The sequence below is a fragment of the Streptomyces venezuelae ATCC 10712 genome (assembly GCF_008639165.1).
Lineage (GTDB): Bacteria > Actinomycetota > Actinomycetes > Streptomycetales > Streptomycetaceae > Streptomyces > Streptomyces venezuelae.
The window spans coordinates 6570420-6590153 of the sequence record NZ_CP029197.1; the positions used below are offsets into that span (position 1 = coordinate 6570420).

14 protein-coding genes are annotated in these 19734 nt (G+C 72.0%); 13 read left to right on the forward strand and 1 reads right to left on the reverse strand.

All coding sequences use genetic code 11. The features are described from left to right. Positions 1–9 precede the first annotated feature (9 nt). A complete protein-coding gene (locus DEJ43_RS30275; protein ID WP_015037220.1) occupies positions 10–432 on the reverse strand; it encodes a MarR family winged helix-turn-helix transcriptional regulator in 423 nt (140 codons plus the stop codon). Positions 433–634: 202 nt separating this feature from the next. Here DEJ43_RS30275 and eno point away from each other — a divergent pair, with 202 nt between their 5' ends. From eno to DEJ43_RS30345, 13 genes are all read left to right on the forward strand, one after another. Beyond that, a complete protein-coding gene (gene eno, locus DEJ43_RS30280) occupies positions 635–1936 on the forward strand; it encodes a phosphopyruvate hydratase (protein ID WP_015037221.1) in 1302 nt (433 codons plus the stop codon). A gap of 106 nt (positions 1937–2042) precedes the next feature. Continuing rightward, on the forward strand, positions 2043–3308 hold the full coding sequence (locus DEJ43_RS30285) for an NAD(P)/FAD-dependent oxidoreductase (RefSeq protein WP_015037222.1): 1266 nt from the start codon (positions 2043–2045) through the stop codon (positions 3306–3308). A 132-nt stretch (positions 3309–3440) separates the two neighbouring features. Beyond that, positions 3441–4736: a hypothetical protein gene (locus DEJ43_RS30290; RefSeq protein WP_181399516.1), complete on the forward strand. Its 1296-nt coding sequence runs from the start codon at positions 3441–3443 to the stop codon at positions 4734–4736. Positions 4737–4960: 224 nt separating this feature from the next. Continuing rightward, positions 4961–5239, forward strand: coding sequence for a hypothetical protein (locus DEJ43_RS30295; RefSeq protein ID WP_015037224.1), 279 nt, complete (start codon positions 4961–4963; stop codon positions 5237–5239). 219 nt (positions 5240–5458) lie between these two features. Then, entirely contained in the window at positions 5459–6823 is a 1365-nt protein-coding gene (locus DEJ43_RS30300) for a diacylglycerol/lipid kinase family protein (RefSeq protein WP_015037225.1), read from the forward strand. A gap of 102 nt (positions 6824–6925) precedes the next feature. Next, on the forward strand, positions 6926–7441 hold the full coding sequence (locus DEJ43_RS30305) for a carboxymuconolactone decarboxylase family protein (protein WP_015037226.1): 516 nt from the start codon (positions 6926–6928) through the stop codon (positions 7439–7441). Between the two features lie 112 nt (positions 7442–7553). Beyond that, positions 7554–7943: a TOBE domain-containing protein gene (locus tag DEJ43_RS30310; protein WP_015037227.1), complete on the forward strand. Its 390-nt coding sequence runs from the start codon at positions 7554–7556 to the stop codon at positions 7941–7943. Between the two features lie 96 nt (positions 7944–8039). Next, positions 8040–8858, forward strand: coding sequence for a molybdate ABC transporter substrate-binding protein (gene modA / locus DEJ43_RS30315; protein ID WP_015037228.1), 819 nt, complete (start codon positions 8040–8042; stop codon positions 8856–8858). 92 nt (positions 8859–8950) lie between these two features. Further along, positions 8951–10993, forward strand: coding sequence for an ABC transporter permease (locus DEJ43_RS30320; protein WP_015037229.1), 2043 nt, complete (start codon positions 8951–8953; stop codon positions 10991–10993). 17 nt (positions 10994–11010) lie between these two features. Then, positions 11011–11679, forward strand: a complete 669-nt coding sequence (locus DEJ43_RS30325; protein ID WP_015037230.1) for a pyridoxine/pyridoxamine 5'-phosphate oxidase — start codon at positions 11011–11013, stop codon at positions 11677–11679. A gap of 82 nt (positions 11680–11761) precedes the next feature. After that, entirely contained in the window at positions 11762–15214 is a 3453-nt protein-coding gene (locus DEJ43_RS30330) for a CHAT domain-containing protein (protein ID WP_145953725.1), read from the forward strand. Then, complete coding sequence (locus DEJ43_RS30335; protein ID WP_015037232.1) at positions 15211–15879, forward strand: hypothetical protein; 669 nt, start codon at positions 15211–15213, stop codon at positions 15877–15879. Before DEJ43_RS30330 ends, DEJ43_RS30335 begins: the two co-directional genes overlap by 4 nt. Positions 15880–17432: 1553 nt before the next feature. Beyond that, positions 17433–19682, forward strand: a complete 2250-nt coding sequence (locus DEJ43_RS30345) for a hypothetical protein (protein WP_233448006.1) — start codon at positions 17433–17435, stop codon at positions 19680–19682. Positions 19683–19734 lie beyond the last annotated feature (52 nt).

Here is a 19734-nt window from a genome sequence, read left to right on the forward strand (position 1 = left end):
CAGTGTTCCCTACCGCGCGGCCAGTCGCTCCAGCAGGGCGGCGCTGCGTGCCAGCACCTCGCGCTCCTCGCCGGTGAGCTCCAGCTCGATGGCCTGGGCGAGCCAGCCCGCTCTGCGGCCGCGTTCCGCCTCCAGGGCGGCCCGCCCGGCGGGGGAGAGCTCCACCAGGGATTTGCGCCCGTCGGTGGGGTGCGCGCGGCGGACGACGAGGCCCTGCTCCATGAGCAGCCCGACCGAGCGGGCCATGGACTGGGGGCGTACGCGCTGGTCCGCCGCCAGGTCGCTGGTGGTCATGGCCCCGTCGCGGTCGAGGGTGCCGAGCACGGAGGCGTGGCCGAGCGGGATCCGGTCCTCGTGTTTCACGCGGCGCGTGAGCTTGCCCATCGCGGTGCGGAGTTCGATGGCGAGGGCGGCGGGTTCCGGGGTGGGCATACGGCACTTTAACCGGTGGTCGTCAGCGGAGCTGTTCAGGTCGGCTGCGCAGCCGGCCTGAACAGGCGAACTGTACAGCCGACCTGAACAGCACAACTGAACAGCTGAACTGAACAGCATTGCTGTAGAGTCTTTCCTGTCGCGGCAGGCGCCAACGCTGTCGCAGCAGGGCCGCGGCGCGCCTCAACCCGAAGGACCTCCCATGGTTTCCCCGGCAGTCGAGTTCACCGTCATCCACTCCGTCACCGCCCGCAGGGTCATCGACAGCCGGGGCAACCCCACGGTCGAGGCCGATGTCCTCCTCGCCGACGGATCCCTCGGCCGCGCCGCCGTCCCCTCCGGCGCCTCCACCGGCGCGCGGGAGGCCGTGGAGCTGCGCGACGGGGACGCCGGACGCTGGCACGGCAAGGGCGTCGACCGCGCGGTCGCGCACGTCAACGGCGAGATCGCGGCGACGGTCGTCGGGCGCGACGCCCGCGACCAGGCGGGCCTCGACGCCGCGCTCGTCGCGCTCGACGGCACCGCCGACAAGTCCCGGCTCGGCGCCAACGCGATCCTCGGCGTCTCCCTCGCCGCCGCGAAGGCCGCCGCGGCGGCCCACCGGCAGCCGCTCTACCGCTACCTCGGCGGCGCCGACGCCCGCCTCCTCCCGCTGCCGATGATGAACATCGTCAACGGCGGCGCCCACGCCGACAATCCGCTGGACTTCCAGGAGTTCATGATCGCTCCGATCGGCGCCGGGACGTTCGCGGAGGCCGTCCGGATGGGCTCCGAGATCTTCCACACGCTCCGTCGCGACCTGCTGTCCGCCGGGCACGCGACCGGCGTCGGCGACGAGGGCGGTTTCGCGCCCTCGCTCCGCACCGCCGAGGAGGCGCTCGACTTCGTCATGGCGGCCGTCGAGCGCACCGGCTACCGGCCCGGCACGGACATCGGCCTGGTCATGGACCCGGCCTCGTCGGAGTTCTTCCGGGACGGGACGTACGTGTACGCGGGTGAGGGCGTGCGCCGTACCCCCACCGAACACGCCGACTACCTGGCCGAGTTGATCGAGGCGTACCCGATCGTCTCCATCGAGGACCCGATGGCCGAGGACGACCTGGACGGCTGGCGGGAGCTGACCGCCCGCGTCGGCGACCGCTGCCAGCTCACCGGCGACGACGTGTTCTGCACCAACGAGACCCTGCTGCGCGAGGGCATCCGCACCGGCGTCGGCAACTCGGTCCTGGTGAAGGTCAACCAGATCGGCACGTTGACCGAGGCCCTGTCCACGGTCGACACGGCCCACCGGGCCGGCTGGACGGTCGTCATGTCGCACCGCTCCGGTGAGACGGAGGACACCACCATCGCGGACCTCGCGGTGGCGACGGGCTGCGGCCAGATCAAGACGGGCTCGCTGTCCCGCTCCGACCGCACGGCGAAGTACAACCAACTCATCCGCATCGAGGAGGAGTTGGGTGCATCGGCGCGCTACGCGGGCGAATCGGCGCTGACCCGTCCCTGAGGCCCGGGGCTCTCTATAGTTCGCCATGAGCCTGACAGCAGTACCGCACGGGCACCGCACGCACCGCACGTAACGCACCACACACCCAGGGGGGGGCGATCAGCGCATGACCAGGCCTGAGAGCGCGGGACACGAGTACGACGTCGTCATCAGCGGAGCCAGTCTCGCCGGCAGCGCCGCGGCGATCCTGCTGGCCCGGCGCGGTGCCCGCGTCGCGCTGCTCGAGCGCCGGTCGGACCCGGAGGCGTACAAGGTGCTGTGCACCCACTCCATCACGGCCAACGCCTACCCGGTCCTCGACGAACTCGGCCTCGTCCCGGCCCTGGAGAAGGCCGGAGCCGTACGCAACGACGCCCGCTGGTACACCCGTTGGGGCTGGATAGAACCGAAGGCCGCGCCGGGGGGACCCGAGCTGCCCTACGCGTACAACATCCGGCGCAGCGTCCTCGATCCGATGATCAGGGCCCACGCCGCCGCGACTCCCGGCGTCGATCTGCTCCTCGGTCACCAGGTCACCGGACTCGTACGGGAGGACGCCCGCACCGTGGGGGTGCGGGCGTCCTCCCCTGCGGGCGAGCGGGAGATCCGGGCCCGCCTCGTGGTCGGCGCCGACGGCAAGGACTCCGCCGTGGCGAAGTTCGCCGACGTGCCCGTCCGGCAGTTCGAGAACACCCGGTTCGGCTACCTCGCGCACTTCCGCGACCTTCCGCTGGCCGGCGGCATCGGCCAGACCTGGTTCCTGGAACCCGACATGGCGTACGCGTTCCCCAACGACGACGGCGTCACGGTCCTCGCCGTGCTCCCCGACAAGAAGCGGCTGCCCGCCTTCCGGGAGGACCTGGAGGGCAGCTTCCTCGACTTCGTCCGCGCCCTGCCCGACGCACCGCCCGTCGACTCCGCCGAACGCGTCTCGAAGATCATCGGCACCATCGACTACCCGCTGCACAGCCGCCGCCCGACCGCACCCGGCCTCGCGCTCATCGGCGACGCCGCCCTGACCGGCGACCCCCTGTGGGGCGTGGGATGCGGATGGGCCCTGGAGTCCGCCCGCTGGCTGGCCGAGGCTGTCGCACCGGCCGTCACCGGCCGGGGTGACCTCGACACCTCCCTCGCGGCGTACGCGCGCACCCACGGGCGCCGCCTGCGCGGCCACCAGCAGCTGGCCGTCGACTTCGCCAAGGCCCGCCCCTTCAACCCCGTGGAGCGGCTGATGTTCTCGGCGGCGGCGCGCGACCCCTGGGTGGCGCGGCACATGCACCGCTTCGCGAGCCGCCTGATCGGACCGCTCGGCTTCCTGAGCCCCGTCGCGGTCGCCAAGGCGTCGCTCGTCAACCTCAGGCACCGACGGACGGCCGCCCAGACCGCCCGATGAGGTACGCGCGGCCCCGGCGCGCCACCCGGCGTGCCGGTGCCGCCCCAACCGGCCTTCGTCCCGCGTGAATTCGGCGCGGATTCTGTGCGGATCCTCTCCGGCCCGGGGCCCGGGCCTGGCACGCTGTGCGACGTGAGTTACGTCGTCACTGTGGAAACGCGCCTCCCCGACGGCGCCGTCGTGCTGGACCCGCTGCAACAGGTGGGCACGTCCACGCTCCTGGAGCACGGGTTCGACGCCGTCGAGGCGATCGAGGGGCCAGACGGGATCGAGATCGACGTCGTCGAGACGATCGTCGCCGTCCACCCGGGCGGGGCGATCCTCAAGGTGTTCGTCCGGGCCCCCTCCCTCGAGATCGCCGAACACGCGGTCGGCTCCGTCGCGGCGGACGTCCTGGAACGTTCGGAGCTCCTGGCCGACTGGGTGGTGGAGAGCAGCGAGGTCAAGCTGCACATCGACCTGACCCGCGAGAGCCTGGAAGCAGCCGACGGCCCGGACGCGCCGCCCAGCGACCTCCAGGCGCGGCGGGCCCAGCACGCCGCGCGCTCCGCCGACGCCGTGCGCACCGCCGGCGACGGAAGCGGCGCCCGGGGCGAGGGCGGAGCCGCGGACGTGAGCGGTGACGGAGAGGGAGAGGGAGACGGGGGCGGGGACGGGGACGAGGGCGGTCACGGGAGCGGTGACGGCCGGACCGCCGACCACCGTGCCCACATCCGCGGGCTGGCCCCACGCCTGTCGTCCTTCACCCCCGCGTCCTTCCACGGCGAGCGGGTACCCGACGGGCGGGAACCCGACGAGCGGGAACCCGATGAGGAGACCCCCGGCCGCGGCGCCGAGGCCGTCGAACTCGCCGCCGGGGCGCTGGTGTACGCCTCGGACGTCCTCATCGACGAGCTGTACGACGACGTCCAGACCCTCGCCGACGAGGCGACCACCGTCGCGGACTGCGGCAGTGAACTGTGGCACCTCGACGCGCTGCCGCCGCGCTACGCCGGAACGTACGACGAACTCTTCGCACGACGCTTCCTCGTGACCGCCATCGCCCTCACCACCCGCTTCACCGACGGCAGTTTCCAGCGGCTCGGCTGCCTCGCCGAAGAACTCGTCCTGAAGCTCCTCGTGGAACAGGCGCACGCCACGCTCGACCTGTACGGGCTCCTCGACCCCGACACCGCCGAGGCCCTGGACCGCTTCGCCGACGGCGTGTACGAGGACCGGGACTTCGAGTGGCTCTACGACGACTCGACCGAGGACGCCGACGAGGATCCCGCGTTCGAGGGCCCGGGCGTCACGCCGTCGACGCTCGGCGGCTGGTTCACGCCGTTCGGCGACGACCGGTACGTCCACCCCTACGCCGTCGACGAGACGGCGGTATCCGACCCCGGGAGCACGCCGAGCGGTCACCGGGCCGCCGACGGCGGTTCCTGAGCACTCCGGCGGGCGCCAACGGACCGCGCCGACCGACCTGGTACGCCGGGATGCGGTCCGGCGGACTCTGTGCGGGGCGGGGGGCCGGGAGCGGCGCAAAACGCCCCCTGGGCCCCGGGGGCGGGGCCGGGGGCCGTCGGGCGCGCCGTCGGAGGCGGATTGATGGATAGTGGGTCTACCGCCCCACGCTCCTCCGGGTGGACCTACGTGTGGCAGGAGGCTCCATGCTCATCAGCCATGTCTTCGAGGACCGAGTCCTGCACGTGACCCTCCTGCGTGACCTCGATGTCGCGGGCCGGGCGGCCGCCGCCCTGCACATCGAGACGCTCCTGTCCGCCCACTGCCCCCGGCACGTCCGGATCCAGCTGCCCACCACCGACCCCTCCCCGGCCTCGCTCAGCGTGCTCGCCCGCGCCCGCAGGCTGTGCGAGGGCCTGGGGGTCCCGCTGTCGGTCGTCGGACCCGTCCGTATCGGCCCCCGCGCACGCCCCGCAGCGGCGTGACCCCCGACCCGGGAAGGCCCGGGGCGACCCCCGTGACGCCCGCGTCGACATCCACGTAGGCGGACTCGGGGCCCAGGGCCCGCAGCGGCAGGACAGCGGGCCGGGGCCGACGCCCCCGGTTCATCCTCACGGACCCCCCGGGATGCCCTCCCCGCCGAGGGAGGGCACCCTGGTGCCTCGGACTGGGCTCGCGGTCGAGCAGGGCACGGAGAGGGCGCCATGAGCAGGTCACACAGGACGGGTCCGGACCACGGTGGCGCGGCGGCGAGGCTGGTGGCACGCCTGGCCGTCCTCGTGGCGGTCGGCTCGGTGGTCGTCCTCGTGCTCGCCGTGGGCAAGGGCGGGCTCGTGGTCGTCGGGGCCGGGCTCCTCACGCTGGTCGCCTGCGCCGCCGGCGTCTGGTGGTTCCTGGCGCACCGGGGAGCCGTCCGGCTCTTCGGGGCGGCGCTCGCGCTCCTCGCCCCCGTCGGCCTCGTCATCCTGTACGCCCACGACGGCCTCTGGCTGACGGCCCTGGTGCTCCTCCTCTGCTGGGTCGTCGCACTGGCCTGCGCCCGGGCGGCGCTGCGCATGTCGCGACCACCGCGACCACGGCGCGGCAGCACCGTCCCCCCGCCGGACCGGCCGGTCCTGATCATGAACCCGAAGTCCGGCGGCGGGAAGGTCGGCCGCTTCGGGCTCGTCGAGCGGGCCGAGGAGCTCGGCGCGCGGGTCATCCTGCTCGACCCGTCCGCCCCGGCCGACGTCGAAGCGCTGGCCCGGGACGCCGTGGCCGACGGCGCGGACCTGCTCGGCGTCGCGGGCGGCGACGGGACGCAGGCACTCGTCGCCGCCGTCGCCGCCGAGCACGATCTGCCGTTCCTCGTGGTCGCCGCCGGCACCCGCAACCACTTCGCCATGGACCTGGGGCTCGACCGCTCCGACCCGTCCCGCTGCCTCGACGCGCTGACCGACGGCGAGGAGCTCCGGATCGACCTCGGTGACGTCGCCGGCCGGGCCTTCGTGAACACCGTGTCCTTCGGGGTGTACGCCGACGTCGTGCAGCGGCCCGAGTACCGCGACGACAAGGCGGGCACGGCCCTCTCCCTCATGCCGGACCTGCTGCTCGGGGAAGGGGTACGACGGGTCGAAGCCCGCGTCGACGACGCGGTGCTCTCCTCCCAGCAGGCCCTGCTGGTCAGCAACAACGCGTACCAGTCGCTCGACGAGCTGAGCACCGGCGCCCGCCGGCCCCGGCTCGACGACGGCGAACTGGGGGTGCTGGGCATCCGGGTGGAGGACGCCGCACAGGCCGCCGACCTGGTGGTGCGGGGCTCACAGTCCACGGGCCTCACCGTCACGACCGCCCAGCGGGTCGAGGTGACCGGCGACACGGACGAGCTCCCCGTCGCGGTCGACGGCGAGGCGCTGCGGATGTCCACCCCGGTCGTGTGCACCCTGCGCCCGGGCGCGCTGCGGGTCCGCGTGCCCCGGGACCGTCCCGGCGTCGCGCCCCCCACCCCGACGGTGGACTGGCGCCGCATCGTGTCCCTCGCCTTCGGCCGCAGGCCCCGTGACGGGGAGCGCACCGAACCCCCGTCGTGAAGCGGCGAAAAAACTTTCCCGGATCCGGTCACACCCGCGCGCGGAGCTCCGTCATCGCTGTGAAGACGCCGACCGAGGCCGACCGAGGAAAGAGAGACAGCCATGACGAACACCCTGAACACCCCGAACACCCCGAACACCCCGATCTCCCGGATGTCCAACCCCGGCGAGTTCGTCCCCGAGCTCAAGGACGTCAGCGCCGCCCTCTTCCGGGCCACGGGCAACCAGTCGGTGCCGCGCACCACGATGAACCTGATCCACCTGCGCGCCGGACAGATCGTCGGCAACACCTACCTGACCATCCTGAACACCGGTTTCCTGCGCAAGGCCGGGGAGACCGAGGAGCGCATCACGGCCGTCTCCTCCTGGCAGGACGCCCCCTACTTCACCGACGCCGAGCGCGCCGCCCTGGCCCTGCTGGAGGCCACCCTCCAGCCCGCCCCGCACGGCAGGGAGCGCGTCACCGACGAGCTGTACGCCGAGGCGGCGAAGCACTACGACAAGAAGGCCCTGGCCACCCTGACCATCGCCATCGGCCAGATCAACTTCTTCATCGCCCTCGCCGTCATCGGCAAGCCGCACCCGGTCAGCTCCCTGGCCGACGAGCAGTGGGACTGACACGACACCCGCTACGGCAGTTTGGTGCTTCCTCTCAATGAGCTCGCATACGCCATGGAGAGTCCCACGATCTTGTTGCAACTGAGATCGAAAGCGGCCTACGGTGTCGCATATGCAGTCCTACACCATCGGCCAGGCCGCCCGTCTGCTGGGCGTCAGCCCAGACACGGCGCGGCGCTGGGCCGACGCGGGCCGCGTCGCGACCCACCGCGACGAGAGCGGCCGGCGCGTCATCGACGGGAAGTCGCTCGCGGCGTTCTCCGTGGACCTCGCCCAGGACGACGACGAGGACACGTCGTACACCTCGGCGCGCAACGCGTTCCCGGGGATCGTCACCGGGATCGAGCTCGGTGACATCGCGGCCCAGGTCACCATCCAGGCCGGGCCGCACCGGCTGGTCTCCCTCCTCACCCGTGAGGCCGTGGAGGAGCTGGGACTGGATGTCGGCATGCAGGCCACCGCCCGCGTGAAGTCGACCAGCGTGCACATCGACCGCACCTGACCACCCCTCACGCGGCGCCGCGCCACGCGCCTCGGCCGTCGGCGCGGCCGGCCCCTTCCCGTACGTCCGCTTCGTCTCCAAGGAGTTCCGGCCCTCATGTCCCTCACCCTCGCCCCCACCAGACGCCGTACCGCTGCCGCCGCGCTCACCGCCGCCCTGCTCGTCCCGCTCGCCGCCTGCTCCTCGGGCGACGACACCACGAAGGACACCGCCGGCTCCACCGGCTCCGGCTCCGCGGGTGCCACACCGAAGGCGAACCTGACGGTCCTCGCCGCCGCCTCGCTCACCGACGTCTTCAAGACGGCGGGAGCCGCGTACGAGAAGTCCCACCCGGGCACGAAGATCACCTTCTCCTTCGCCGGTTCGCAGGAACTCGTCGCCCAGATCTCGCAGGGCTCGCCCGCCGACGTCCTGGTCACCGCCGACACCAAGAGCATGGACAAGGTGAAGGCCGACACGGGCACCCCCGCGATCATCGCGAAGAACCGGCTCGTCATCGCCACCGGCGAGGGCAACCCGTTCAAGGTCGACGACCTCAAGGACCTCGCCGACACCAAGGTGAAGGTCGTCCTGGCCGCGCCCGAGGTGCCGGCCGGCAAGTACAGCAAGCAGATCCTCGACAAGCAGGGCATCACGGTGAAGCCGGTCTCCCAGGAGCCCAACGTGCGCGCCGTGCTCAGCAAGGTCGAGCTCGGCGAGGCCGACGCCGGCCTGGTCTACAGGACCGACGCCGAGAGCGCGAAGGACAAGGTCGACGCCGTCGAGATCCCCGACGACCAGAACGCCATCGCGAAGTACCCGGCCGCTACGATCAAGGACTCCAAGAACGCCGAGGCCGCCGCCGCCTTCGTCGCCTGGCTCTCCTCACCCGAAGGCCAGAAGATCCTCCAGGACGCCGGTTTCCAGAAGCCGTAACCGTCCGGGATCACCCAGAACGGGAGGGGCTGTCCGCATCGGGGGACCGGACAGCCCCTCCGTACCACGTCCTCACCTCTCCGGGATCAGCGATGAAACGAGCAGGCGTACGAACTCCGGGGGCACGTCCGCCCCTCGCCCTGACCGTGCCCGCGCTCGCGGCGGTGGCCTTCCTCGCCCTCCCGCTCATCGGCATCCTCGCCCGCACCGAGTGGACCGAGCTCGCCGGCCACCTGACGTCCCCCGGCACCGTCCAGGCGCTGAAACTGTCGCTCCTCGTCTCCTTCTGGGCGCTCGGCCTTTCCCTGCTGCTCGGAGTCCCGCTCGCCTGGCTGCTCGCCCGCGTCCCCTTCCCGGGCAAGGCGTTCGTACGCTCCCTCGTACTGCTGCCGATGGTGCTGCCGCCGACCGTCGGCGGCGTCGCCCTGCTCCTCGCCTTCGGCCGGCGCGGACTCCTCGGACCGTGGCTGGAGGGCACCTTCGGCATCACGCTGCCCTTCCACACCTCCGGCGCCGTCCTCGCCGCCACCTTCGTCGCCATGCCCTTCCTGATCATCAGCCTCGAAGGCGCGCTCGGCGGACTCCGCCCCCGGTACGAGGAGACGGCGGCCTCCCTCGGCGCCTCCCCGGTCCGGGTCTTCTTCACCGTCACCCTGCCCATGGTGGCGCCCGGCGTCCTCGCCGGCGCGGCACTCACCTGGGCGCGGGCGCTGGGCGAGTTCGGCGCGACCATCACCTTCGCCGGGAACCTGCCCGGGACGACCCAGACGCTGCCGCTCCAGGTCTACCTTCTGCTCCAGGACGAGCCGGAGGCGGCGACCTCCGTCTCCCTGCTGCTGCTCGCCATCGCCATGGGCGTACTCATCGCTCTCCGAGGACGCTGGACGGGCACGCCGAGTGAGCGCGGCCGCGGCGCCGAGGGGCCCGTCCCGGACGGTGCGGCCCCGACCGCCGTCGACATCGACGACAGCAACAGCAACAGCAACAGCAACAGCAACAGCAACAGCGACGGCGAACACAGCGACGGCGACACCGCCGTCGACCCACCGGGCAAGGGCGCCCCCCACGCCCCCCACGCCCCCCACCTGCCGTCCGACCGGCGCTGGGCGCTGAGCGCCGACGTCACCGGCTTCACGACGCTCACCCTCGCCGCCGAACCCGGCACCACGATCGCGGTCGTCGGCCCGAACGGCGCCGGCAAGACCACCCTGCTGCGCGCCCTCCTCGGCCTCACCCCCCGCGCCCACGCCGAGCTCCGGCTCGGGGACGAGGACGTCACCGCCCTGCCCCCGCACCGCCGCCGGGTCGCCTGGGTCCCGCAGGACGGCGCCCTCTTCCCGCACCTGACGGCCCTCGCCAACACCGCGTACGGGCTCCGCGCCCAGGGCGTCCCCCGCGCCGAGGCCCGCCGGGAGGCCCAGGGCTGGCTCGACCGGCTCGGCGTCGGCCACCTCGGGCACCGCAAGCCCGCGCAGCTCTCCGGCGGCCAGGCCCAGCGCGTGGCGCTGGCCCGCGCGCTCGCCGCCCGCCCCCGCCTGCTGGTCCTCGACGAGCCGCTCGCCGCGCTCGACCAGACCACGCGCGCGCACGTCCGCCACACCCTGCGCGCGCACCTCGCCGGCTTCGGCGGCGTCTGCCTCATCGTCACCCACGACCCGGTGGAGGCGGTCTCGCTCGCCGACCGCGTCCTCGTCCTCCAGGACGGCCGCGCGCTCCAGGACGCCGCCCCCGCCGAGGTCACCCGCCATCCCCGCTCGCCCTGGGTGGCCCGGATGCTCGGCCGCAACGCGTGGCCCGGCACCGCCACCGCCGACGGCCTCGCCTTGGACGACGGCGGGATGCTCGTCGCGGCCGAACCCCCGCCGCCCGGCACCGCGGCCCTCGCGATCGTCGCGCCCGAAGCGGTCTCCCTGCACCGGGAGAGGCCCGCCGGCAGCCCGCGTAACGTCTGGCCCGGCACCGTACGCGAGATCACCACCAGCGGCAGCCGTCTGCGGGTCCTGGTGACGTCGGCCGAGGCACCCGACCTCGTCGCCGAGATCACCCCGCAGGCCGCCGCCGAACTCGGCCTCGCCGACGGCGTGTCCGTGTGGACCAGCGTCAAGGCGACCGAGACGACCGTCGTCGTACTCTGACCCCCAGGGAGAATCCCATGCCGGAACCGGACCCCTCCGCCGTACGCGAATGGCTGCGCGGCATCGAGGTCTTCGCCCGCCCGCTGCCCGTCTTCGACCCGGAGCGGGCACCGGCCGAACCCTCCGCCCTGTTCCTGGCGTGGCTGACGGAGGCGGTGGACGCCGGTGTCCCCGACCCGCACGCCATGACCCTGTCCACCGTCGACGAGGCCGGGGACCCCGACGCCCGCGTCCTGATCCTCAAGAACGCCGACGGGTCGGGTTTCCAGTTCGCGGCGCACGCCGCCAGTCCGAAGGGCGTGCAGCTCGCGGGTGCGCCGCGGGCCGCGCTCACCTTCTACTGGGCGGAGTTCGGCCGTCAGGTCCGCGTCCGGGGCGCGGTGGTTCCCGACGCCCCGGAGCGTTCGGCCGCCGACTTCCTCGCCCGCGGGGCGACCGCGAGGGCGGAGGCCCTGCTCGGCCGGCAGAGCCGCTACCTCACGGATTCCGGCGCGCGCGACCGTGCGCTGGGGGAGAGCCTGGCCCGGGTGGAGACCGAACCCGGCCTGGTGGACCCGGCGTGGACGCTGTACACCGTCGTCCCGGACACGGTGGAGTTCTGGCAGGCGGCCGCGAGCCGCGTCCACGTCCGCCTCCGGTACGAGCGAGAGTCCACCGGCTGGCAGCGGCACCAGCTCTGGTCCTGACCCCGACGACCGGCCCCGTGCCCCGCTCGGCAGCACCGGTGCGAGCCCCCGGCCTCTGGTCCGGCCGTTGTCTGTGCCACCGTTGAACTCGTCGACGACCGGCGGCGCGAAGGGGGATGGCGTGCGACTGTCACGGGAGGTCACCGGGTGGGCGTTCCTCGCCGATGTGGACGGTGTCCGGCATGCCGGCCTGGCCGTCGGTCTGGCGAGCGTCAGTCCGTTCACCACGGGTGGCGGGGCGGGAGGCAGCCTGTTCGCCCGCGCCTACGCGCAAGGTCTCCGAGCGCTCCCCTCCATGGACGAATTGCCGCTTGGTCAGCCTCTCGTCCCCCGGTGGTGTGTCACGCAGGACGAAGAAGGTGTGCTGTCCGTCCGCGATCCCGACGGTGCGCGCTTCGTGCACGACCTCGACGTGGAACGGCCGCCGGGGTGGACGGAGGCGGCGGAGGTTCTGGGCTCGGTCGTTCTGGTCGTGTCCCACGTGCTGCCCGCGGCAGTCGATCCACTCGGCGCGCTGGTCCTCGAAGCACGGCGGGGGAAGGCGTGTGCCGGCGCGGTGCGTTTCGGTGAGCCCGCTGACGCGGCGGATGGGGAGCAGGCGGTCACCTTCGTCGTCGACCCCGTCGGAGTGCTCATGGAGCTGGCGCAGTACGTGTGCGATCGGATCATGTCGCTGGACGAGGCGAAGCGACGGGCCCGCGGGGTGGGGGCAGCGGAGATGCGGCAGGTGCTGGCGGAGCGAGGCGCGATGCCCGCCGCCGCGATGGTGGATCTCCTGTTCCGGGACGAGTTCCTCGATCACCGCGACCCGGTGGAGTACACGTACGTCTACGGGCGACTGGTCGCCGAGGTCGCCGACGCCTGCGCGATGGAGGCTGCCTGGCGGGTCGCGGCCTTCCGGACCGTCGAGGCCGGCGTCCACCTGGTGGCGGACCGGTGCGACCGCGCGGTGTACGAGGACTCCGAAGCCTTGGCGGCCCGGCTGATCGACAGCCTGAGCGACTCCGCCGACGTGGAAGCCGCGCTGCTGGCTGCCGCCCGGTTACGGATGGCGAGCCGGGGACCGGAGGACTTCGCGGGCGACGACTACGCTCGCGAGCCGCTGCTGACCACCTGGTCCGCTCGGCTGACCGCGGACCTGTACCGCACGTGGTTCACCGACGAGGAGCCGTTCCAGGCGGAGTCCCACCGTCTGGTGGCGGAAGCGGAACAGCTGGTGGTGCGTGCGCTGGAGCTGGACGGTGGGGTGAAGAGGCCCCGGCTGCTGGCGTTACTGGCGCAGATTCTCGCGGACGAGGAGGGAGTTCACCGTGGTGCTGTCGGCGCCGCGCTGTCGGCATGGCGCGACTCGTCCGCCGCTGACGAGCCGGACCTCGCGCTGTTCCTCCTCAGGGTGGTGGACGGGGTGTCCCCGGAGACGGCCGACGGGCTGCTCGCGGGGGTGTTCGGGACGCCGTTGGCGGATTTCGTCACCGCCCACGGCAGTACGGTGACGGCGAGGGTGATCAGCCAAGGTGTCAACCTGGCCAGGGAGCGCGCCGACCGGCGGTTGCTGCGTGCCGTGTTGGATTGGGCGGGGCAGCTCGACGTTCAGTGGCCCTCCGCCAACCGCAGGCAGCTGACCGAGGCCCGGCTCCACGCCCTGCCCGACGACCCGAGCGAGTGCCCGCGTCCCGACGAGCTGCTCCCGGTGTCGTTCCCGGAGTCGTGGACGCCGGCGCAGCGGTCTGCCGCCCTGCTGCATGCGGCCGCACACGCCCGCGACCGGCGACAGCCGGCGCTGGGGCTCACCCTCCTGCGCCAGGCGCGCGCCGGCCGGAACAAGGAGGTCCGGCTCCTCACGGCCGATCTGTACTACCAGGCGGCGGCGGGCGAACCGGTCGCCGGCCCTGTCCCGTTCCCGTGGGGCTACTACACGTATGCGGCGCTCGGCTACGCCTCGCTGGGCTTCGAGGAATTGGCGCGGGCGAGCCTGATTCCGGTCGTCCATCAGCTGGGCACCCTCCACGGCGACGAACTCAGGAACGCGCTGTACGCGATCATCGTGGACGTGCCGAACTTCGACACCAGCGGCACGCCCGAACTCGGCGCGACCCTGCGCGACTTGGTGCACTCGGCGGTCTGGCAGCTCACCGCGCACAGCGAGACGCTACCGATGGGGCTGATGCTCGGCCTGCATCAAGCCGGCAAGGGGCCGGAGCTGGGAGCGTGGTGGCGCATCGAAGGCCCACTCGTGCTGCCCGCCCACATCCAGCACTTCCTCGGCACGTTGCGCGCATGGGAGGAGCCCGCCGGCGGCGGCGCCCTGCCGAACCTGCTGAACGTGGTGGACGCCGACCGACGTCCGGGCGGCCACGACCACACGCAGATCGCCCGGAATCTGCGGTGGCGCATCTCGTCGTTCATCGACGACGAGCTGCGTCGGCGTTCGGCACCGCTCGTCGACGACCAGCGGATCTGGGCCAAGGTGCACGATCTGCTGGACGACCGCACGGTGCTGTTGACGTGGTTCCTGCCCGCGGCGGTGAGCGGCGCGGCCGTGCTGCTCGCGGTCACCAGGCAGGGCCGGGAGCTCGTGGTGCACCTCGGTGAGGGCGCGGACGAGAACAGTGACCGGCACCCGGATGCGGACCGGGTCGAGGCGATCCGGACGGAGATCGCACGCGACCCGCTGTTCGGCGACGTGACACCGGAGGGCAGTCGGCTGCTGGAGTCGGCCGGGCTGCCGGTCGGCGGCAGCGAACTGTGGGCCAAGTGGCGCGCGCAGGGCAAGGACCGGATCCTGGCCTGGCCGCACGGCGCTCTGCACTACCTGCCCCTGCCACTGTGCCGCAGGGGCGGCCGTCTGATCGCCGACGACTGGACGGTCACCACGATCGCCGGTCTCGAAGCCCTGGCACCCGTCGAAGTGCCTGCGCGTGAGGCCCGGACCGCCGTACTGGCCTCCGCTGCCGGGGGCGTTCCCTTCGGTCTGCATGCCGAACCGGCGCTGGAGGAGCACGCGCGGAAGGTAGCCGAGGCGGTGGGTGCCGAAGCCCTCACCGGTCGTGCGGCCACTCGCGACAGGCTGCGCGCGGAGATGGCGACGGCGGACGTCGTCCACATCGCCGTACACGGGACGCTGGACGAGGACGCGCCGTGGATGCACTGCCTCCACCTCACGCCGGACGGCGGCGACGACGGCCGCGTCTTCGCGTACGACTTCCTGGATGTCGACCTGCGCGGCGTCCGTCTTGTCACACTCGCCGCTTGTGAGTCGGCGCTCGGCCGATTCGACCGCGGCGACAACATCCGCGGTATCCCTTCGGCACTGATCACCGCCGGAGCGCAGGCCGTCATCGGGTGCCTGTGGCCCGTGCGCCCGGAGCCGGCCACGTACTTCTACCACCACCTGCACCAGGGAGTCGCGCGCGGCGAAGAGCCGGAGCAGGCCTTCCGCCGTGCCCAGCTCGCCACGCGGGCCACGTATCCCCACTACCGTGACTGGGGAGCGTTCACCTATGTGCACGGCAGGAACAAGGGAGCATCCGCATGAACGAGATTCGGCTGCACGACGTCGAACTCGTGCCGGAGCGTACGCTCGGCAGCCCGGCGGATGACGCACCGCTGCGTGGCAGGCTCACGTTCGGCTGGGACCTCCTGCCTGCCGACCACGCGGGCACGCCGGCCGACTGGCGGTCCTATCTCGGCGCCACACCCGGCCGGGAGTTCCGGCAACTGCTGATGGTGTGCTCGTTCCGCCCTGAGACACCGGAGAGCAAAGGCGTCTTCCGCCATGCCTCCTTGGGCGTCGCACTGACCACACCGGACCGGGACGTGCGGCCGATCGCGCGCCTGATCGACCCCGGCGAGCGCACCCGACCGGTCCCCGGCCTCGGGACGGGCGTGAGCTTCACGGTCACGACAGGAGTGCTGGACGTAGGGGTGGAGAAGCCGCCGGGATCCGCACCGGCGAAGGAGGAGTGGATCGTACGGGGCCACGGAGCGTCCCAGCCGAACCCGCAGTGGGAGTTCCGGCGCGTCAAGGGATTCCCCCTGGTCGGCGACCACCCGGTGGCCGCGCTGGTGGAGCTCGTGCCCGACCGTACGAACACGGCAGAGGTCCTGGTCGCGGCAGAACTGGAGCACCGCACCTGGGGCATCCGCCGCTACCGCGCCCAACTCGCGCCGACCCCGCACACCATCGTGCTGGCGGAGTGACCCGGTGCCGGGGGCGCGAGCCCGCCTCAGGCACAGTCGGGACCTCCGGCTCAGGATCGGTCGGGCTCTCGGTGCCTCCCCGGACGGCTGTGAATTCTGGCGCTCATCTGCGCTGCGCCCGCTGGCCTCGGCGCGGATTCGCGTGCCGTTCCTGTTCCCTGCTGACGCGGTGGCGCCTAAGCTCCCGCAGCGCTGCGGGCGGTCGGCTTGTCCATGTCCCGGCGCTTCGGTCTTGGCCGTGTGTAGACAGATGCGAGGAGGGCACATGCGTCGGAGAGTCTTCGCGCCAGTGGACAGCGAGGAACTGGTCCCGCCCGGAAGCCCCGCCGGTACCTACAATCTGGATACTCTCCGCGCTGCCGCAGAGCGTCGACGGCGGAGCGTTCCCGTGGGGGTGGGTGGAATACCGTCGCACCAGATCGGATTCACTGGGGGCGACCGGCTGTACGAGCCCCAACCCATGCGGAACTGAGCCCGTCCGCAGCGCCGGGGACGACGAAGCCCCGCCCTCCCGCAGGGGGTGGGAACGGGGCCAGTGTCGTGAACGCGAGCAGGCCGTCTTGGCGGGGTCGGTGGCGACGTTCTCCAGATGACCTTCGGCAGGTCCATGGCCGCGGTCGCCCAGGCGGTACGGCCGGCGGTGAGCTTGCCGGTCTCAGTGTCGATCAGGGTGCCCGCGAAGATGGTGTCCTCAGTCGTGATGGAGGTGGCCTTCCTGGTGCGGTCGAAGCTGACCTCGTCGAGGGCGCGGACGGCGTCGGGGATGGGGGTGCCGCCCTTCTGGGTGGTGTAGGTGGCGTAGACAATGGGGTAGAGCACCCAGGTCGCTCGAAGGGATCCGCACCAAGCGGTGCGACGACGGTGGCGACCTCCCTGGCTTCGACTGCCTGCCTAGGTCCACCGAGTCCGAGTGTCGGCTCGCGGTCCGTCCCTCGACTCAAGTTCGCCGCCTTCCTCCACCTCGACTATCCCGGCGCTCGCCAGGCCATGCAGGTCGTCCGCTGGCGCCGCGAGTGGAGCACCGGGATGCCGACCATCAAGCGGGTCTATCTGATCACTAGCCTGGACGTCTTCGACGCCACCATGGCCCAACTCGCAGCCTGGATCAGGGGCCACTGGGGCATCGAGAACCGAGGTTGCGCCCCAAGACCGACAGGGGTGCCCTCCGCCAGGCCACTAGCCGACCGAGGCTGTGCGTGCCACCTCGGGGCCGTTACAACCGCTGGGCCTCGTTGGTAGCGGACCCGCCGGGATGACCGCAGCGCACCGTGCGTCGCCGCAAGGATCAGTGTCCGCTCCTGGGCGTAGCGCCGGGGGTCGGTGATGCTCTGCTCTTGCGCGGACAGAGTGTGACAGGGTTGACGATCCGAGCGAGTTGGAGGCAAGCAGCCATCCACAATCACAAAATGGGGAAAGTGCCACAGGGACTCCACGCCTCGGCATAGTCTGCAGGAATTACCGCAGGCGGGCCGGGTGGTCCGCCATGCGGCGGAGGTGCCATGGGTGGGGACCCGCATGTGTCAGCAACGGTCGGCGATCACGGACGAACGGGGGTGCCTGACCCCTACGGTGACCACGCTCTGCTGACCCCCGCCATGACGAAAGGCCATGACGCCGTACCTGCCGGGGAACGACATCAACTGTCGCGCTATCTCGAAGCGGTGGTTGCCGCCCGCCAGGCACCCGTGCACACCGCTGTCGCCTTCAACGCCGTGTACTTCGGTTACGACGTCGCCAGCGACGGATACGGGGGCAGCCCGCTACGGCTTGACGACTTCCCTGTGATCACGCTCGGGGGGCGCGCCCCCGTACTCCCGGTCGGTGCCATGGTGTGCGTGGCTACGGGATCGGACCCGCTCTATGCGGAGATCGTCCACCGCGAGGGCGCACATCCGGAGGTGGGGGCCCTCGGGGACGTACCGGCTTGGGTGTCCGGGGCACCTGTCGGGGCCGTGGGCCCCGGCAGGCCGGCGATCGGCGAGGCTCTCCGCCGAAGGGAGCTCCTGGTCCCGGATTTCCATGCCTTCGGCCCGGCGCTGAGTCTTTCACCGGCCCAGCTCCATCGCTTACGCGCACGCCGCCGCTGGATCAACGAGGACGGGCACGTCGTCGTCGACGTCTCCTACCCGTCCCCGGAGGCGGCTCGGTACGACGACCTGACGGCCTACGCGGACCACCTCCTGACCACGGCGCGGGAGCAACTGCTCAGCCCCTACGTTCCCGTGTCCCTCGCCGAACTTGTCGGCGCTACGGGCGATGAGGAACTGCGAGCGGGTCTGCTCGGTCTGCTGGACACGGTGCGGGGAGTCCTCGGCTCCAGTGCCACCCTGCGTACGTGGGGCCACTACGCCGTGACCCGAGCCTCCCTCGCGGAGTGCTGGGGCGATACCGGCCCATTGGGAGGCAACGACCTCAGGTCCCTCGCCGCAGCGGTGGAACACGCGGCCGTTCCGTCGAGGCGGCGCCACGGGCTCGCCACGCCGGTCACGGTGTACACCGCGGTGGGACCGCGGCTTCGCCAGTTCCCCGGTGCGATCGAACTGCTCAGGGGAGTGGGATACGCCGCAGCGGTCTGCCGGGCGAATTTGACACTCGCCGACGTCGTCCGAGGCGACAGCGACCAAGGCCTGTTCGAGAACAGTTCCCGGATCACGCTCGACGACGCCTTCGAGAGCGGGGGCGTCTGGCGGTCTCATCACCCTGGCGATGCGGACGTGCCCAGAGACCCCCTGCTCCCCGCCGGGCGTGGCTGGGCGTCGACGCTTCCCGAACCGCCGGAGCCGGAAGCGGGGATGGATCAGGAAGCGCAGATCGATCCGGTCGATCTGCCCCTCGCCGACGATGCCTTCCTTGGCCTCGGTGAACTCCTGCGGAACGACGCGAAGGAGGTCGCCTGGCGGTCGCCCCTACGCCTGGCACATCTCATCGACGGCTGGTTCCCCCTGCACCCGCACGTCGCAAGCGAGCTCCGCCGGTCCCACGGCCCACGCCTCGCGACACACCTCCAACTCGACCATCCGGGCCAGACACTGACCGCACAGGAGGCGACTCAGGACGTCTCCGCCGAACTCGATGACGAATCAAGCCGTTTGACGGGAATCCACTGGCCCCACGACTTCTTCCCCGGCTTGATGCTGGAGCTGCGCTGGCTCCGCGCCGAAACAGTGATTCGCGTCGCCACGACCCCGCTCACGGATCCGGTCCACGTCGACGACCGCATGATCGGGCACCGGTACGACCCCCGGGTGCTCACCAGGGAGGGAGCCCCGGGCAGCGATCGCCACGGCGACAGCGCGGTCGGTCTCGGCCCCCGGCAGCTGGTGATGCGCACCGTACGCCGCTGCGGGCTCCTGACCCTGGACGGCCATGCCCTACTGGACCGTTCGGTCCTGCCGAGTGCTGTATACGGGCGTCGACCGGCACGGTCCCAGGCCGTCGCTCTGGAGGCGGCTATCGCGGAACTGTTGGCTGTGCGACTCCTGGAGCCGGCCCTCGGCAGCCGGGATGCCTGGGGCCAACCGCACTACCCGGCGCGCGACGGACAGCCGACCATCCCGCTCATCGGCTACCGCCCTGCACGACGAAGGGTGATACGCCCATGGGGCAGCACGGAATCCGACGGCCCTGGCCTACTCGCCCTCCAATTCGTCGCCGGTCACTTGAGGCGCCTCCGGCCGGGCTGCTCGCCCAGTGAGGTGCAGCGAACGGCCTTCCGCGAACACTGCCGCAGGCTCGGTAAGGCGGACGGCTGGGAACTGCCCCACGGCTACACGTTCGTCACCGAGCACACACGCGGCCACTGACCGCGAACCCACCCCTCCGCCCCTCTTCCCGCCGTCCTGTTCCTCCCTCCCG

Coding starts and splice junctions, on each gene's coding strand:
- DEJ43_RS30305 (WP_015037226.1), top strand. CDS start 6,926: ATGACGAACACCCTGAACACCCCGAACACCCCGAACACCCCGATCTCC.
- DEJ43_RS30310 (WP_015037227.1), top strand. CDS start 7,554: ATGCAGTCCTACACCATCGGCCAGGCCGCCCGTCTGCTGGGCGTCAGC.
- eno (WP_015037221.1), top strand. CDS start 635: ATGGTTTCCCCGGCAGTCGAGTTCACCGTCATCCACTCCGTCACCGCC.
- DEJ43_RS30300 (WP_015037225.1), top strand. CDS start 5,459: ATGAGCAGGTCACACAGGACGGGTCCGGACCACGGTGGCGCGGCGGCG.
- modA (WP_015037228.1), top strand. CDS start 8,040: ATGTCCCTCACCCTCGCCCCCACCAGACGCCGTACCGCTGCCGCCGCG.
- DEJ43_RS30335 (WP_015037232.1), top strand. CDS start 15,211: ATGAACGAGATTCGGCTGCACGACGTCGAACTCGTGCCGGAGCGTACG.
- DEJ43_RS30320 (WP_015037229.1), top strand. CDS start 8,951: ATGAAACGAGCAGGCGTACGAACTCCGGGGGCACGTCCGCCCCTCGCC.
- DEJ43_RS30325 (WP_015037230.1), top strand. CDS start 11,011: ATGCCGGAACCGGACCCCTCCGCCGTACGCGAATGGCTGCGCGGCATC.
- DEJ43_RS30285 (WP_015037222.1), top strand. CDS start 2,043: ATGACCAGGCCTGAGAGCGCGGGACACGAGTACGACGTCGTCATCAGC.
- DEJ43_RS30275 (WP_015037220.1), bottom strand. CDS start 432: ATGCCCACCCCGGAACCCGCCGCCCTCGCCATCGAACTCCGCACCGCG.
- DEJ43_RS30295 (WP_015037224.1), top strand. CDS start 4,961: ATGCTCATCAGCCATGTCTTCGAGGACCGAGTCCTGCACGTGACCCTC.